The sequence below is a fragment of the Gilliamella sp. B2828 genome (genome assembly GCF_026537125.1).
In the GTDB taxonomy this organism is placed as follows: domain Bacteria; phylum Pseudomonadota; class Gammaproteobacteria; order Enterobacterales; family Orbaceae; genus Gilliamella.
The window spans coordinates 1-17,609 of the sequence record NZ_JAFNMU010000015.1 but is presented as its reverse complement, the minus strand read 5'-3'; the positions used below and the strand labels follow the sequence as shown (position 1 = coordinate 17,609).

Annotated in this window: 12 protein-coding genes; 6 read left to right on the top strand and 6 right to left on the bottom strand. The window is 33.3% G+C overall.

Features of this window, described 5'->3' with window-relative positions; all coding sequences use genetic code 11:
* The first annotated feature begins 7 nt into the window (after nt 1–7).
* The 4 genes from J3U19_RS10625 to J3U19_RS10610 all read left to right on the top strand — a co-directional run bounded on the left by J3U19_RS10625 (nt 8) and on the right by J3U19_RS10610 (nt 8,689).
* Nucleotides 8–709: a PspA/IM30 family protein gene (locus J3U19_RS10625; RefSeq protein ID WP_267346275.1), complete on the top strand. Its 702-nt coding sequence runs from the start codon at nt 8–10 to the stop codon at nt 707–709.
* A gap of 92 nt (nt 710–801) precedes the next feature.
* Nucleotides 802–1,461, top strand: a complete 660-nt coding sequence (locus tag J3U19_RS10620) for an OB-fold-containig protein (protein WP_267346273.1) — start codon at nt 802–804, stop codon at nt 1,459–1,461.
* A 31-nt stretch (nt 1,462–1,492) separates the two neighbouring features.
* Complete coding sequence (locus tag J3U19_RS10615; RefSeq protein WP_267340997.1) at nt 1,493–3,601, top strand: flotillin family protein; 2,109 nt, start codon at nt 1,493–1,495, stop codon at nt 3,599–3,601.
* 144 nt (nt 3,602–3,745) lie between these two features.
* Nucleotides 3,746–8,689: a DNA repair ATPase gene (locus J3U19_RS10610; protein WP_267340999.1), complete on the top strand. Its 4,944-nt coding sequence runs from the start codon at nt 3,746–3,748 to the stop codon at nt 8,687–8,689.
* Between the two features lie 299 nt (nt 8,690–8,988).
* Here the strand turns inward: J3U19_RS10610 and J3U19_RS10605 are convergent, their stop codons facing one another.
* Nucleotides 8,989–9,669, bottom strand: a complete 681-nt coding sequence (locus J3U19_RS10605; RefSeq protein WP_267341001.1) for an endonuclease — start codon at nt 9,667–9,669, stop codon at nt 8,989–8,991.
* Nucleotides 9,670–9,808: 139 nt separating this feature from the next.
* Nucleotides 9,809–10,582, bottom strand: coding sequence for a BRO family protein (locus J3U19_RS10600; protein WP_267341002.1), 774 nt, complete (start codon nt 10,580–10,582; stop codon nt 9,809–9,811).
* A gap of 920 nt (nt 10,583–11,502) precedes the next feature.
* Here J3U19_RS10600 and J3U19_RS10595 point away from each other — a divergent pair.
* Both J3U19_RS10595 and J3U19_RS10590 read left to right on the top strand, forming a co-directional pair.
* On the top strand, nt 11,503–11,787 hold the full coding sequence (locus J3U19_RS10595) for a hypothetical protein (RefSeq protein WP_267346271.1): 285 nt from the start codon (nt 11,503–11,505) through the stop codon (nt 11,785–11,787).
* Between the two features lie 51 nt (nt 11,788–11,838).
* Nucleotides 11,839–12,270 carry a site-specific integrase gene (locus J3U19_RS10590; RefSeq protein WP_267346269.1) on the top strand — a complete coding sequence of 144 codons (432 nt, stop codon included), beginning with the start codon at nt 11,839–11,841 and terminating at the stop codon, nt 12,268–12,270.
* A 716-nt stretch (nt 12,271–12,986) separates the two neighbouring features.
* Here the strand turns inward: J3U19_RS10590 and J3U19_RS10585 are convergent.
* The 4 genes from J3U19_RS10585 to J3U19_RS10570 form a co-directional block, all read right to left on the bottom strand.
* A complete protein-coding gene (locus J3U19_RS10585; protein WP_267341007.1) occupies nt 12,987–13,853 on the bottom strand; it encodes a hypothetical protein in 867 nt (288 codons plus the stop codon).
* Between the two features lie 6 nt (nt 13,854–13,859).
* Nucleotides 13,860–16,652: a phage tail protein gene (locus tag J3U19_RS10580; RefSeq protein ID WP_267346267.1), complete on the bottom strand. Its 2,793-nt coding sequence runs from the start codon at nt 16,650–16,652 to the stop codon at nt 13,860–13,862.
* Nucleotides 16,652–16,873, bottom strand: coding sequence for a hypothetical protein (locus tag J3U19_RS10575; protein ID WP_267341010.1), 222 nt, complete (start codon nt 16,871–16,873; stop codon nt 16,652–16,654). Before J3U19_RS10575 ends, J3U19_RS10580 begins: the two co-directional genes overlap by 1 nt.
* A gap of 2 nt (nt 16,874–16,875) precedes the next feature.
* Nucleotides 16,876–17,609: hypothetical protein (locus J3U19_RS10570; protein WP_267346266.1), on the bottom strand; the 734-nt coding region annotated here is incomplete at its 5' end.

Below are 17,609 nucleotides of genomic sequence, written 5' to 3'. Positions count from 1 at the left end.
TTAAAATATGGCTATCTTCAAAAAACTAGTTACAGCTCTTCGGGGTGGTATTAATGAAGCAGGAGAAGCAATCATTGACACTCAAGCACTTAGAATACTCGATCAAGAAATTCGCGATGCAGACAGTGAATTAAAACAAGCTAAAGAATCACTAGCTAATATAATTGCACAACAGAAATTAGCCGCTAAAGTTATTAAAGAAACACAATCTAAAATAGATGAATATGAAAGTTATGCAATTAAAGCTCTTGAAAGTGGCAATGAAGAACTAGCAGTTGAAATAGCAGAAAAACTTGGGATTCTTGAAAATGAACTCGAAAATAATAAACAACAAGAAACTTACTATGATGAAACTGTAAAGAGTTTACGTCAATCCATTTCACAAACAGAAATTAATATTCGAAATTTAAAACAGCAAGTAGATATTGTAAAAGCAACAGAAAGCGTTCAAAAAGCGCAATCAGCAGTTGCACAGCGCTATGGTGGCTCAACTGCAAAATTACAAACTGCTTTAGATTCTTTAGATAGAATAAAAAAACGTCAAGATAAAAACAGTGCGCTTATCGAAGCTAAAAATGAATTGGCTAAATTTGATAATCAAAATGTGCTTGATAGTAAACTTGAAGCCGCAGGAATCAAATCAGGTAATAAAAATGCGGCTGCAATATTAGCAAGATTAAAAGAAAAGCATGATAATCAATCTATTTAATAAAACATACGTTCAAGTGAAAATCGTTAAAGCAATAAATTGATTAACTGATTAAGTTTAGTTAGTTCAAGAGAATGATATAAGGGAAAATAATGGAACTTTTCTGGGGAATATTTTTTTCTTTTCCAGTAATTATATTTAGTGGGTTACTAACACTTTGTGTATTATATTGGTTAGTTGCGGCGTTTGGTATTTTAAGCATTGATTGTTTAGATTTACAACTCAATGTCGATATTGATGATATACCATTAGACATTCCAAATACTCCATCCGGCTTTACGGGTCTATTGATGAAATTAGGTTTTAATAAAGTTCCAATGACACTTATTATTACTTTGATTTCATTAATAGGATGGTCGATCTGTTATTTCTTATTTCGTTTCTTTATGTTACCTCTGTGTGATTTATTGCTAATTTATTACATAGCTGGTTTTTTCATTTTCATAATTGCCTTTATTGCTGCAGTATACCTTACCGCATTTATCATAAAACCTCTTAGACCACTGTTTAGTAAATTAGAAAGCACCAATAGTCATAAATCATTTTTAGGGCAAACTGTTGAAATTCGTTCGAGTTTTGTGAATGAAAATAAAGGAGAAGCTATTTACGATGATGGTGGAGCTGGTTTAATTCTACAAGTTAGATGCACTAACTCATATCAATTCAAACGTGGGGATACAGCTGTTCTACTACGTTACGACACAACATATAACAGCTATGAAATTATAAGCGTTGAAGAATTTAATGGATAAAAGTAAATATTTTTTTGGAGAATAATAAATTATGTCAATCAATACTGATACTATCATGTTTTTTTTAGTGATTATTGGAATAGTCTCTCTAATAATTGTTGGTTTTTTCTTATTGTTTAAAGCCTTTTATATTAAGGTTCCGCAAGGTACAGCACTCATTGTTAATGACATGACGTCAAAACCTAAAGTGCATTTTACTGGTGCTTTAGTCTACCCTATCATCTACAAAAAAGAGTTCATGAAAATATCATTAATTACTTTCGATGTAGAACGACGTGGTAAAGATGGTTTAATTTGTAAAGATAATTTACGTGCAGATATTTGTGTCGCTTTTTATCTTCGAGTTAATGAAACGACAGAAGATGTTTTAAAAGTTGCTAAATCAATTGGAGTAGATAGAGCATCCGATCAAAAAGCGGTAAGTTCATTATTTAGCGCAAAATTTTCAGAAGCGTTAAAAACAGTCGGTAAACAATTTGAATTAGCTAAACTATTTGAAGATCGTATAAATTTTCGTGAACGTATTATCGATGTCATTGGTAAAGATCTTAATGGCTATGCACTAGAAGATGTGGCTATCGACTATTTAGAACAAACTCCAATTAAATCACTTGATCCTGATAATATTTTTGATGCCGAAGGTATTAACAAGATCACCTCAATCACTGCTGTTCATAAGGATGAAACCAATAAACGTGAAAGAGATCTTGAATTAGCATTAAAGAAAAAAGATACCGAAACGATTGAAGCCAAATTAGAGCTTGAACGTCAGCAAGCGGATGCCGAAGCTCGCCAAAAACGTGAAATAGAAACGATTCGAGCTCGCGAACAAGCTGAAACATTAAAAGTACAAGAAGAAGAACGCCTAAAATCGGAACAAGCAAGAATCCAATCTCAACAAGAGATTGAAGTACGTGAGGAAAATCGCTTGCGTGAAGTTGAAGTTGCTCAGCAAAATCGCCTTAGAGCTATTGCTATCGAAGAAGAACGAGTCGAACGTGCACGTTCTTTAGAAATTGTTGCTCGTGAGCGAGAAGTAGAATTACAACGCATTGAAAAAGACAAAGTGATTGAAGAAGAGAAAAAACATATTGCTAATGTGATTCGTGAACGAGTTGCTGTCGAAAAAACGGTAGCCGTTGAAGAAGAAAATATCAAAGAAGTACGAGAAATCTCTAAAGCTGATCGAGAAAAACAAGCAACCATTATTGAAGCGGAAGCTAGAGCTGAGCAAGAATTAGTTAAACAAGTTAAGCAAGCTGAAGCAGATGAACAATCATCTAAACACCGTGCAATTGAAATTAGTACACTAGCACAAGCTGAACTTGAGGTCGCGGCTAAACAAGCTGAAGCAAAAAAACAACTTGCTCAAGGTATTGAAGCAGAAGAAGCCGCTATTGGTTTAGCTGAAGCCAAAGTTCGCAAAGCCCGAGCTGAAGCAGAAGAGAAAGAAGGTTTAGTAAAAGCAAATATTACCGCTGAACTTTTACTTGCAGAAGCAAAAGGTAATCAAGAAAAAGGCTTATCAGAAGCTAAAGTTATTGAAGCAAAAGCATTAGCAACAGAAAAACAAGGTTTAACCGAAGCTAAAGTCCTTGAAGAAAAACTTTCTGCTCAAGCGCGCGGCGATGAAAGAATCGGTTTTGCCAAAGCTTCAGCAACCAAAGAACAAGGTTTCGCTGAAGCACTTGTTATTCGTGAACGCTTAACAGCTGAAGCTAATGGTTTGGTTGAGAAATTTCAAGCAATGGGTACGATGAATGAACAATCTAAAAATCATGAAGAGTTCCGCTTGGCACTTGAAAAAGGTTTTGAACAAGCTATGGCTGCCATTGCTGCTAACAAAGAAATTGCCAGAGAACAAGCTGAGGTTCTTGCTGCTGCATTCAGCAAAGCAAACATTGAAATTGTTGGAGGAAATGATAACTTCTTCAATAGCTTCTCGAAAGCTATCAGTGTCGGTAAAGCCATTGAAGGAACGGTAAATCAAAGCCCTGTACTACAATCTGCTTTACAATCAGTACTATCACGTCTATCCGGTAATAAAAATATGGATTTAAACGAAACATTAAAAAACACTGATTTAAAAGCACTAGCGGAACAATTTTTACCATCAAATAGTGATGAAAAAAGCGAATAAGAAATGATGATTTGAAACATTAGACATTACTTAATTATCGTTAAATAATTATTCAGTTAACATTATCACTATTATCTTCCTTCGGTAGAATATTAAATTTTACCGAAGGTAATAGATTTTCTGTAAAAAGATCAAGAGTAAAAAATGGCAGAAATAAAACAAGAAAACGAGCAACAAAATTCACTCGATAAAGCGGTTGCAGAAGGTGGAGCCTATGAGATCCTTCGTAAACGTTTAACCTCTTTGGGGCAAGAACTTAATCAGAAAACGGAAGCCTTGAATCAACAACGACTTTCGGAATTTGGTAAAAGTGATATGTCAATCATTGGGCGAATTCGCATTAGAACCGAAAATAACTGTATCGCTCGAGATATCGTTAGATTTGGTGATTGGTTATTATTTGGTTATAACGTCTTTTTAGGATTAAAAAAAGAAACAAAAATTGAAGATGTGTTTTCTCTTTACCATCTTGTTGAACGTGATGACAATTACGAGGCAGATCCGGTTGATCTGTCAAATACTTTTCTAAATATCAATCGTTTTGTTCAAGACTTTAATGAACTTTATACCTATTATAAAAATGCTCAATTATTGCAACTGGTTGAACGAGACGGTAAGCTTCTTGCCAGTTTTCAGATTGGTGAAAGAGTTAGTGACATTCGAGTTTTTCGCTGGTCAATATCCAGCGATAAAAAAACGATTGACTATATTGATAATCGCGGAGAGCGTGATATTGCTTTACCTCCTGCTTATGATTTTGAATGGACTGAAACTACCCGAGAAAATATCGTTAATGGTCGATTCTCCCATGTGAATATTCTTGATACCGTTTTTGTTGAAACCATTGGTGGTGACCTTACCATAAAATGTGAAAACAATACTAACGATGGATTAGGTATTTATCGTGAAGAGGTATTAGATAAAAATCAATCAATAAACGATGCAAAAATTGAATACGCAAAAGTAGGCGCCTTAATTCTTTTAAAAGTCTTACCCTACCGAGAAGATAATTGGCGATACCTAATTTATAATACCCTTACCCAAAAAGCACAACGAATTGACTTTATTGGTCAAGCATGTATTCAATTGCCAGAAGATCATGGAGTGATATTCCCTGGTGGTTACTACTTACAAAATGGAGAATACAAAACATTTGATCAATCAATGGCTGGAATGCGTTTTAGACGCATTCGTCGTTCACCCAATGGTGAAGATGTCTTATACATTTTTTATGAACCAAATTCTGGTCGTCTAGCTCTATTCAATTACAATATGATTGAGCGAAAATTAGATAACCCAATTCTAGGTCATGGTTATGCCGTATTTGAAGATGGGCGAATGGTTGTATTTGAAGGAGAAAACAATGAACCAACTCGCGTTCATCCAATGCAAATTTGGCAAACGCCCTTTTATAGTGCCGAATTTGCAGCAACACAGCCAACCCACAATACGTTTTTAGGCAAAATCGGCAACGCTGAATTAGTACGTGGAATTTCTGATCTCTATTTTATTTCTCGCGAAATTGATAATCAATCCATCTCTTCACAACTCTATAGCAAATTAAGTGAAGATACTAAAAAATTATTTGATGGCTATTTTTGGCTTGCTGATGAAAAAAATCTATCTTTCTCACCAATACTTCGTAATATTACCCAAACCAGTGAATTAGTACTTGATGAATACGAAAAAGTAGAAAGCATTCGACGCCAATCAGAAAGTGCGATGCGTGAGGCTATTACTCATCAGCAAGATTTACTAACCAAATTATATCCTGATAGCTGGCAAGACACACAAGAATTCGTCGATGCGCTTAATGCCATAAAACTGCAATTAGGTCGCCTTGTGACATTGAGAACTTATCGTTATATCAATTTAGAGCAAATTGATAAAATGGAAATTGAGCTAAAAGAACGTCAATCTTTAGTTTCACTTGCTACTGCCGGATTTTTAGGTAGCGAAAAAGCTCTCGAACCATTTATGTCAAAAATAGATAACATTGAAAAATATTTAGAGGAAGCTGATACTGTAGTCAAACTCGTTGAGCCAATAAAAATCACGGACGAAATGTCCAATGATTTGGATATGCTTTCGCAACTTATGGCATCTTTAAAATTTGATGATGTGACACTTCAAACTAAGATTATTGAATCAATTGCCGAGGTTTATGCCAAACTAAATCAAACTAAAGCAAGAATCAATCAAAAACGAAAAAATCTATCAAGTATTGAAATGATTGCACAATTTGGTGCTCAATTCAAACTATTTAGTCAAAGCATCGCTAGCGCTTTAAGCATCGCAACTACTCCAGAAAAATGTGACGATGAATTATCAAGACTACTTGTTCAACTTGAAGAACTGGAAAACCAATTTAGCGAAAGCGAAGAATTCCTTAATGACATACTGACTAAACGTGAAGAAATATTAGAATCTTTTGAAACTCACAAACAAGCACTACTAGAAGACCGTACAAGACGCACTGAATCCTTGCTTACCGCAGCTGTTCGCATCTTAGATAGCATTCCGAGACGTACGGCTAAATTTTCGGATCAAAATGAACTTAACGCTTTTTTCGTGGCAGACCCACTAGCTTTAAAAATTCGTGAAATTATTGAAAAATTGAGGAATTTATTCGATAACGTTAAAGCCGATGATATTGAATCACGGTTTAAAAGTGCACGTGATCAGGCCATACGAGCATTACGCGATAAATCAGAAATATTTGAATCTGGCGGCAATGTCATAAAATTAGGTCCGAAACATAAATTCAGTGTCAATACTCAAGAACTTGATTTAACTATAGTTCCGAAAGAAACGCACCTATATTTACAATTAACTGGTACGGATTATCAAGAAAAAATCGAGAATAGTCGCTTAGAAAGTTATAAGCCTTTCTGGACCATAACGATTGAATCTGAGTCACCGACACTTTATCGTGGTGAATACCTAGCTTACTCCATAATCAATGCGACGTTAAAAAAAGAGATTGATCTCAGTTATGAAGAATTAGTCACTCAATTAAGTCAACCAGATAACTTGGTTAAAACTGTACGTGATTACGCAGCCATGCGATATCGAGAAGGCTATGAAAAAGGTATTCATGACCATGATGCTGTAAAAATCTTATCCAAACTTATTCCATTAGGAGAAGCAGCTGGTTTATTACGTTACAATCCATTGGCACGGAGTTTAGCTATACTATTTTGGCAATATAATCAAAAGAGTGATGTCGCAAAATTATGGCCCGAAAGAGCCAAGACCTGCAAAGATATTCTAGCTCTTTTTGGTCATGATGAAGGATTAATTAATCTACAAATTGAAATGGCTTCAGAGTTGAATCAATTTTTGCAAAACTTTCCAATACATCATGAAGATTACCATATCAAACAAGCGACTGAATATCTAAGCTACGCATTGACTGAAATACCACAGGAATTTAATTTAAGCAAATACAGTACTTACATGTATGAAGGACTAAAAGCTAAGTTAGAAGAACTTCATATGTGGGGGGATTTTAATCAATCACAACTTAATTTACAAACTCGTTTGACGGATCGATGGAATCTTATTGAAAGTTGGTATAAAGGACTTTGTACTCTACCTCAATATCAAAAATTCGTTGACTACATACCCGAAGCAATTTTGCTGTGCATGCTAGATAAAGAAAATAATATAAATATTCAAATCAGTGAAGTTGAACTGGATATCACCGTTAATGACTTATTAGGTGAACATCCAACAATCAAACAAGGGATTTTAAATATTAACCTCGATGATTTCTTTAGTCGTATGCGTAAACATGCAAGAGTGGTCATTCCTGAATTTCGACATTATCAGACTTTGCGTCAAGAAGTTCTTGAGGAACAGCGATACTTTTTGCGCATCGATGAGTTTAAAGCAAAACCATTAAGTTCTTTTGTTCGCAATAAACTGATTAATCAAATCTATCTACCTATTATTGGTGATAACCTAGCCAAACAGATGGGTACCATTGGAGAAAGCAGAAGAACAGACTTAATGGGATTATTATTACTTATCTCCCCTCCTGGTTATGGTAAAACGACATTAATGGAATATATCGCCAATCGTTTGGGTTTAATTTTTATGAAAATTAATGGACCAGCATTAGGACATAGTGTTTTATCTTTTGATCCCCAACAAGCGCCCAATGCAACGGCACGTCAAGAACTTGAAAAGTTAAATTTAGCATTGGAAATGGGCAACAACGTTATGCTTTATGTAGATGATATTCAACACACCAATCCAGAATTTTTACAAAAATTTATCTCACTTTGTGATGGATCTCGCCGTATTGAAGGTGTTTGGAAAGGTAAAACAAAAACTTATGATTTAAGAGGTAAAAAATTCTGCGTTATTATGGCGGGTAACCCATATACTGAGTCAGGTGAAGTATTTAAGATACCTGATATGTTAGCTAACCGTGCTGATATATATAACTTAGGTGAAGTTCTCGGTGGTATGGATGAGGTTTTTGCTTCAAGTTATATTGAAAACTGTTTAACCTCTAATTCAATTCTGTCCCCTTTGGCATTACGTGACCTTAATGATCTCTATCATCTCATCGATCATGCCCAAGGCAAACCACTTAATACCAATGAGCTAAGTTATGACTATAGTCAAGCTGAAATAAGTGAAATTGTTGCAGTTCTACGCCATTTATTAAAAATTCGTGAAGTAGTATTTAAAGTGAATCAGCAATACATCATTAGTGCAGCACAATCGGATAAATACCGTACTGAACCTCCATTTAAGTTACAAGGCAGTTATCGAAATATGAATAAACTTGCTGAAAAAATTTCGTCAGTAATGAATGATGAAGAACTCAATCAAGTTATCGAAGATCATTACTTAGGAGAAGCACAATTACTAACAAACGGCGCAGAAGAAAATCTTCTTAAATTAGCCGAAATTCGAGGAGTATTAACAAAAGAACAAACTGAACGATGGCAACAAATCAAACATGATTTTATGCGAAATAAAACACTGGGTGGTGATGAAACCAATACAGGTAACCAAATAGTTACTCAACTCGCTGATCTAGTACAAAGCGTACAAGCGTTAAAGTTATAAAACTAGTGGGGTAATGATCGTTCTCGATAGTTTTAAAAGTAAAAATAAGGATAAAGTCTGAGAAAAATTTAAATTTCATCAAAACTATCCATCATTTCGAACTATGTTACTTATAATTTTAAAAATTATAAGTAACATAGCTTTGAAAATAATTTCCATTTATTATTATCAACTATTTGACAAAATAATGTTTTTATCACATACCAATTAATATATACAGCATAGTTCGTCTAGATTCAAAAATCTACCCAACCCTGTATTATTTCTTTATTCGAATGTAACAACCGACTTAAATCGGTTTAATTACATTGTTGGGTAATGAACTTATTATCGTTACCCTGAATTTGCTTTATCAAGGTATTTCGTTCACATTCCCAAGCATTAGGTGGATACATCTTATCCCAAGCTTGCATTAACTTATATTCTGAACTTGATAAATTAATATTGTATTTATCTGACATGTAGAAATAAGTGCGAGCGATAGTGCCTCGTATTTCATCTCGTGGTTGAAATTTTCGATCTTTAAAATCTACTGCGCTTTTACATTTTCCGTACTGAGTAAATTCTTTTGTAAACTGCGAGTATCGATAATTAGAACGGTCACCGTTAACTTCACCAATTGATGGCTGTAAGTTATGTAGATCTCCTTCCATTTCATTAAAGTTAGGGTCTTTCTTACATTTGCTACGCCCACCATCTCGCCAACATTGAAGATGACGTCCAAAGTTCTCTGCTGGCATAACATGCTCCCATTCAATGCGTTTAGCCCGCACTTGATTTTTTCTAGGTACATATCCACATTTATCGAAATCAACTACCCCCTTTTTATTATTGAATGTAAATTCACAGTCGCAATAAAAAGTAGTCTGTTCCGAATTTGATTTGTACAATCGAATGAGTTTTGTTTTTGCTGTACTAAAATTTTGGGCTGAGTGAACAAAATGAGGAATAAATAAAAGAGTAACAAATAGCTTTTTCATAATTCAATTAACATAATAAAAAGCCCAACTATTGAGTGGGCTTAAACTTTGTGCGCTAAAAAACGCATTTTTACATTACTGTTTTTAAACCTTAAAAAAAATTAAAGGGTTAATTAGTTTAATAGGTTAAGTGGTAAAATTAATTATTTCTTATTATCGGCAAAACTTTATGCCAATTATCTACAATTCTTTTAGTTTTAATGTGTGCTGTTTCCCGTTCGATTATTGTTCTAGCATCATTTAAAGTCCGCTTATATTCAACAGCCATTGAGTAAAAAGCGCCTCTAAATTTCGAATCCATCAAGCGTAATGCCGGCTCTATTAATTCTATCTGATAACGCATTTTATCTGCAGCTTTGTATAACCAGGCTAATTTATACAAATCTTCATCAGACAATGCATTTCTAGAATGCATACCGCCAAGCCACTTCATCGCTTCATCAAATTTGCAAGATGGCAAATCCAGATAGCTCGTAATTTTAAATTGCTGATGAAATTTTGAGTAAACAGCTTGAAGCCGTTCACCTGTTCGATAAACCCGCTCATTAATGGCTTGTTGGATTTGCTGTTGTTGTTCTGCATTAATTGTTAATGAATATGATCCAGTTTTTCTAATTGTGGGTAATACTTCTTCTAATACCCAATTTTGAAACTCTATGGCTTCCTTTTTATTGCTTCTAAAAATGATACGATATAAATTTGGTTCGTTAATAAATAACAGTTCTTGATTACCACCATTTGTAGGGAGGTACATTTTATGTACTCCCTTGATTGATATATTAAAACGACTTACTTTAGCATTGCTAATATTTAAAATACCAGCAATATCCTTTAAACAGAAAATCGGCTGATTTTCTAAAAATTGAATACGAACTTGTGATTGATGAAAATTAAAAATTGATAAGTTTGACATGATTAAATCCTCGTAAATAAGTTATTTAATCACCACCAACACGCCAATATTGGAGGTGAACTGAATAAGGTTGGCGTACCGTCTTTACGAGAAACGGTGCTTCTTTCGAAGCCCTCACTCAGCCCACCATAAAAATATAACTAAGCATGCATAAAAATACCGCTTATAGCGGCTATGTTCTCGTAAAAGTTCAGGACGCCAATCCCGACGTTAGATTGTGCTAACGTTTTTTATAATATATAACTTATTTACAATCATTGTCAACCACGCTACTTTCGTGAAAAATTCGATGATATGACCTTTAAAAAATCACTTTTTGGTAAGTAAAATTTCATTTATTTTAGAAGTTTTCTTGCCAAACTTTACGCCTATTTTTTACATGATATTTTGTAAAGAGCATCGCATTTTAATTGATGAATTTCCAAACCATTGTGTGATAGTGATGTCGTTATTTTTAAAAAAATTTTTGCAATATTAGTGAGACGTATGAGCGAAGTAGAAAAAGTAAAAATGATGACATCATCGGCTATAAAATATAGGCAGCTAATAGTACGTTTTCTATATCAATGTATACCATTTTAGCAAAAGAGTTTGTATAAAAAATAGAATGCTCGAAAACTTGTTTATGGAGAGATATCAAACAAAATCGATTCAATAGATAGTCGGAAATAATTATGACTGAACAATTAAAACACTGTCAATTCTGTTGTAGTGAGTATTTTTCTTTCAATGATATCGATTATCCTATGATAAGCATGTCCAAATCGAATGCCAAGCGACACAAGAATTAGACGATCTATTGAGGTGAGTGATAAAAACTCGCCCATGAGTATCACGAGAAAGTAAAACATGAACTGTCGACTATAAGTAGACTGGACAAACGATTGGAGCGGACCTTTGATAAGGTTCTGCTATTATGATTGAATGATGGAAAAGATCAAAATGATTATGCAACGAAGGTCCGACATGCAAAATATTGGCGACCGGTTTTCGGCGGTAAACCTTTATCATGCATTACTGGTGAAATGATAGATAATAATTTACCGACACATAATGCAAAAAATAAAGCGCCGTTGGCTCCAGCTACAAAAAATAAATATCACAAGACCATACTCAGGGCGTTGAGTTTAGCCCAAAAGAACAACTGGATTGCATCTGTTCCGTATGTCGGAAAACAGAAAGAGCCTAAAATTAGGGTTAGGTAGGTAACAAAACCACAAGTTCAAAAGCTATGAAAAGCTCTTTCCCTAAAATGGTTGAAAGATGTTTGTTTATTTGCCCTATTAACAGTTGCAAGAGGTACCAAAATTTTAACCATGACATGGGTTAAAATAGATTTTAACAATAAAATAACAATAGTCAGTAATAATATTGCAAAAAACGAAACCGCTCGACCACTATTATTAAATGACGAGGCAATAGCGTTATTAAAAAGCCGACGATTGATCAATAAAAACTGTGTGTTTGTAAATTCGAAAAACAATCATATCAATAATATTGATCGCCGTGCGTTTAATCGTGCTACTGAAAAATGCAATATCAAAGATTTTCATTTTCATGATTTACGGCATACATGGGCGAACTGCCATCTTCAAAGTAGAACACCTCTATTTACTCTAAAAGAGTTAGGAGGTTGGAGGTTGGAAAACGCTGGAAATGGTGAAAAAATACGCTTATTTGAATGCTGACCATTTAAGTCAATTTTCAAATGCAGTCACAATTTGGTCACAAAACATTAATAAAGATAATCAAGGCGTAAACTTGGCGGTATAACTCGTTGATTATCTTATATTTAATGGCGTCCCCTACAGGATTAAAAGAAAAAGAATATATATTTGATTTATATGAATTTTTATATAAAATAAAAATAATATACCGTTTAAAATACCGTAGAGGTTCATTAAAATAATATTTAAAGATATATTTTATGTTTTTTGATTATTCTAACACTTTCTGCGATCCACTTTCCAACTTTTTACTTCAATTCACACTCCCCAAAAATATTAGTTTATGATGAATAAAACTAACTAACCTTTCATAACATGATCACAATAAACTACACAAAAACGATTTACATACTAACCGACCCAGATAACGATTCAATTTACAATTGCAAAAATGATTCGTACCTAATTTTTCCGTCACTTGATGTCAATAAAGAATGGTGGTGTTTTTATCGAAACAATGGATTAAATAAAGTTGGTATTTTTGAATCGTATAAAAAAGCAATTGAATATATTAAATGGTTATGTGATCTAGTATGACATTTATCACATCCGTGAACGATATTTACATAAAACTGATGTGTATTGGTTATTATGGATAACATGGTTTATTATAAAGTCCCAAAGCCAGAATTACCTCTACAACAAATTAACGTTTTCAAATTTAAAAAGCATTTTATCTAGATAATGATCTTATCATTAACCACCGCATTCTTATCTCCTTCATCAAATGAAATGCCAACATATTCATGTCCTGAGGGCAATTCAATTGAAAATTGACCTAAATTATCACTTCTTGTTTTATATGCTGTCATTGTAGGTTTTTGATAAAAATAAACATCACGACTTAAGCCATTCCCTTCACTACTTTGTACGGAACCATTTAATATCTTCGTTTTGTTATTAATAAAATATAAAATAGAATTAAGTAAATTAAGCCCAGCAGCTGTGTATCCGACAGTACTTAACCAACCAAACCACATACAGTTAGCCTTAAAAGTTCCCCCTAAAGCATCAGCACCTCCCTTTTTGAAAAAAACCGTATCTGCATAACCATCCTTTACATTTGCATTAGCGCCTAGAACTACAGCGCTTGAACATAACGTACTAATTTTTATAGATGATGACTCGTCACCAAGACTAGAACCATAAAAGACTGGGATATTTTCCATTCTACTAAGAATGCTTGCAGAATTAAAAATGAAGTGATCAGCAGCTGGCTTAAGATATTGATGCTCTTTTTTCAAAATAACTGACCCTCCAGTGGTTGTCATCCCAAGAATTAAATGAGATGAATTAGTATTATATAATAAATCATTACCAACAACTAAGGGGACTTCTGCATCAAGAATTGATTTCAGTATTATTGTGTTTGCATTTTGAAGTGTTGATATTACACAATCAAACTGCTTTGCATAATCAACAGTAAGTGAATTATCATTATCAGCAATTAGTGTTGATTCATGATTAAGTGCATTGTTCAACGCATTCTTTAATGTTAAAGATCTTTCATTACTTATTTTATTTGTAATTATTAAAATTTTCATAGTTATTTACTCAAATAAAAAAATAGGATTATTGGGATTAAAAGGTGTATTATTAAATTTAAATACAATTAAACTTTGAAGATCTACGCTATGTTGATAAGGAATTGATACTTCATTATGTAAAATTGTGACAATCTTAATATGCAAGGTTCCAACAGCTAAGCTTGGTAAAGAAAAAGTTTTAATTGTATTTGTTACAACTTCATCTACAAGCATTTTCTCATTAAGATGTATGGTTATTTGATACTTAGTTCCATTCTCTGGCTGTACATTACCCATAAAAAAACCCAACTTTTTATTTTGGGTTTTCTTGTTACGATGTGACCATGTAACTGTTAGACTGGAACCGAAAAGCATCTCAGGATAATAAATTTGATTAATTTTTACATTCGCTGGTGGATAGGGTTTTCTTGCTCTACCTTTCATGTTTATATGTTGCGTTATTATTTCATTGTTATTTAGTGTATCACTATCGCTTAACGGCATAAATTTACAATAAATATCCTCATTCATTGAATAATCATTCTCAGATATATTTAATGAATTTTCGCAAAAGAAAACAACACAATCCTTTTTGTGGGGCTCTGGCAACGTATCAAGACAACCTCTTATTACAATGATTTTATTATCGACAATTGACGATATAAACATTATTTCATTATCGACAATAATAAAATCATCAAGATCAGCTTCAACAGAAGAATCAATTAATAATTCTGTATCTAGTTGTGTAATAGATTCTATAAGCTTTCTTGATTCACATATATCAACATCACTATCATAATCAAATTTTTCATTATCTTTACTAGTTAAAAGTTCAATGTTCATTACATCGCTCGAAACACCTGAAACAACACTTGATATATTACAAACATCCATGTTTTCAAGGCTGAAATCTGCAATTGATTGACCGACAGACTGAACAATCAAATAATACGGCGTTTCAATTAATAACGTTTTATTGATACTTTGTAAAGAGTCAGGCGGAATGGTTATAGAGGGTTGATCACCGATTAATCCTATATTTGACAAATTAAATACATCTACCGTGCAATTAATAACAACTTTATTGCTTGTGTAAGTCCCGTTATCAATTGATTTCACCCTCATAGGTGTATTATTCATTTCATAATATGGCAAATTAAGCAAAAAAACATCACCAACGCTTAACTTTCTACCTTCAGTGTTAACCGTAATTTGCGTAGAGGCTAAATCACTAGATAATACACCTAAGATGCGTAAAGCAAGCCTTGTCGCTAATGCTCTACTATAGACCATATCGTAAGAAATGGTTGTATTATTTTCACCACCGACAAGATTAATTAATGCATCATCACGTACGGTTACTGAACCTTGCACATAATCATTTTCACGATCAATAAAATTAATCGTTACGGAGTTAATCATCTCCGTTATTATATTTTTTGATATTTCACCAACGTCAACAATATTACTTTCATCAAATACCTTTAAATCAGATAATTTATAATCTTCTCTAAAGAGTTTAATTTCAAACTTATTTGTTGTAGCATTCTGATATAAAACACAATCAACAGTTTCTTCAATATTTGATTTCAACTCTTCTATTTTACCTTGAGAAGTCCAATAATAACTAAGTCCAAACGACTCAGAATATAGCCTGTCTGCTACCTCTTTAAAATTTTCTTCATTAATTTCATTTTTTACGCCACCTGAATTCATACCCCAATTTTCATTTAAAACAAGCTCTCGGAGTATGTGAGCTGGATTCATATCGTTTCCTATTTTACCGTAAGCCACGGTAAATATATTTTGCATATCATTTAGCCCAATTGATACTGGTATGGTATCTTCAGGCGTATTGTCGATATGAGACAAATTACCAATTTTATTGCTGAGTGATCCACAATAAATATCTACGCTATTTATATCGCTAAATTTACCTGTTCTCGCTATCATTTGCTTAACACGTTCACTACCATTACTATGTATATTGGATATTTCATCGTCTGACATGAATATACAAATTCGGTGATATTTTTTATTTAAAGTGTTATCAAAAAAATCAGCAACTAAATCCATTATTAAGGGTAAATTATCACCGCTTATTCGATATTGAAGTTTGACCAAAGCTAAGAAATAGTTAAGTGTATCAATCGTTATATTTTCTTTTTTTAAGTTAAATGGTTTTGAATTACCATTATATAAACCAACGAAAACATCCACTCTTGTTTTGGTATTTGTAATAATCTCTTTAATTCGCTCAAAAGAATAATCTAGAGCACTGATCATGTTTTTCATCTGTTGCTCGCTTGGGCTAAGACTAAAATCAAGTACAAAAGCAAAAGCTATTTTTTTACCATCACCCGTAAATATTGCGGCTTTTTCTTTATACCATTGTTCATTTTCTGAATCTTGATAATTAATTCGCTGAACAACACAAGATACTTCTTTAGGGTAAGGCGTATTACCGATATAAAAACCTTTATCGCCGCCATGCATAACAACTGACGCTACATGTCGATAGGCTGGAATAAACCTATCTAACTTCCTTATTAAATATGAATCTCGATCTTGATCGTGAGATCCATTATGAATATTGAAAGTACCAGCGATACCTCCTTCCTGGTAAATACCACCAAAAAGGTTTTGCTTATCTATGTTAATTGAGCCCACTTGTTTTCGTCCGGCCCATGCAACCTTGTCCGCAAAAAAAATCTTATTAATAAAATCAATTCGCCCCTGACAAAGCAAAGCATGCATACCGAGATAATATTTATGCCCAATAACACTTTTTTTCTTTTTACCGAATAACCCCATTATTTTTTTATCCTCGCCGTACTTTTATTTCCATACCAGACATAAATGAGTTTATTCACTTTAACAGTACCAAAAACAACAGGAATTTCAGTGCCCTCTTTGGATGTCCCCGTATTAATATCATCCGCAGTCATTTTGTTACTTGCTTTTACTCTTGCAGCCAATAAAACACCTGCTATCGCGGCTATAATCGAAACAGCTATACCAATAATTGCAAACATAATTAACCTATTGATGTTTTAGTTGGCGATTCAAGGGGGAGGTAAGGAAAACCACCATAGTTGATTAGATTACCATTAAGAATAAGCGATCCTTTTTCATCGTATATTTTAAACGATTTACATGCATTAGTTGTTCTATCACAACCCTTATAAAAAGTAGCCTTTACTGATCCGTATTTTAATGCGTTTTTGATGTGTTTATTTTCTCTTATCATTGTGATAGATTTATCAGTATTAGCAATAATGTAAGTTTGTTCAATACCTTCAAAATCAACAATACCGCTTGCTAAATAATTATCAGGAATAGAAGATTCAAAATTCACAATGAGTGTATTTTTTTCCATCCCAGTTATTTCTCCAGAAATTGCAAAATATTTTTTATTTAATCCGCATTTTTTCCCATACAATTGATATCGGCATGTACGTTGTACACGTTCATTGACAGCAGTGTTACCGCTTCGGGTAATAAATAATTCAAAAGTAAACGTCATTTCTTTTTTTGATATTTTAGTTTTAGTTAACCGTCCTGACCACGACAGTTCTAAAGAATTATCGTTATTTACAAAAATATCAACAAGAAGATACTTTGTTATGTCAGGATTGATCCAATCTTGTGCCAGTTTGTTACTAATTGGTACACTGATTTCAACTTTATTTTTAGATAACGTTGAATCTCTTTTTATTGCTGTTCTTTTTATGCTTTCTCTCGTAAATATTAACCCGTTAATTTCTACGG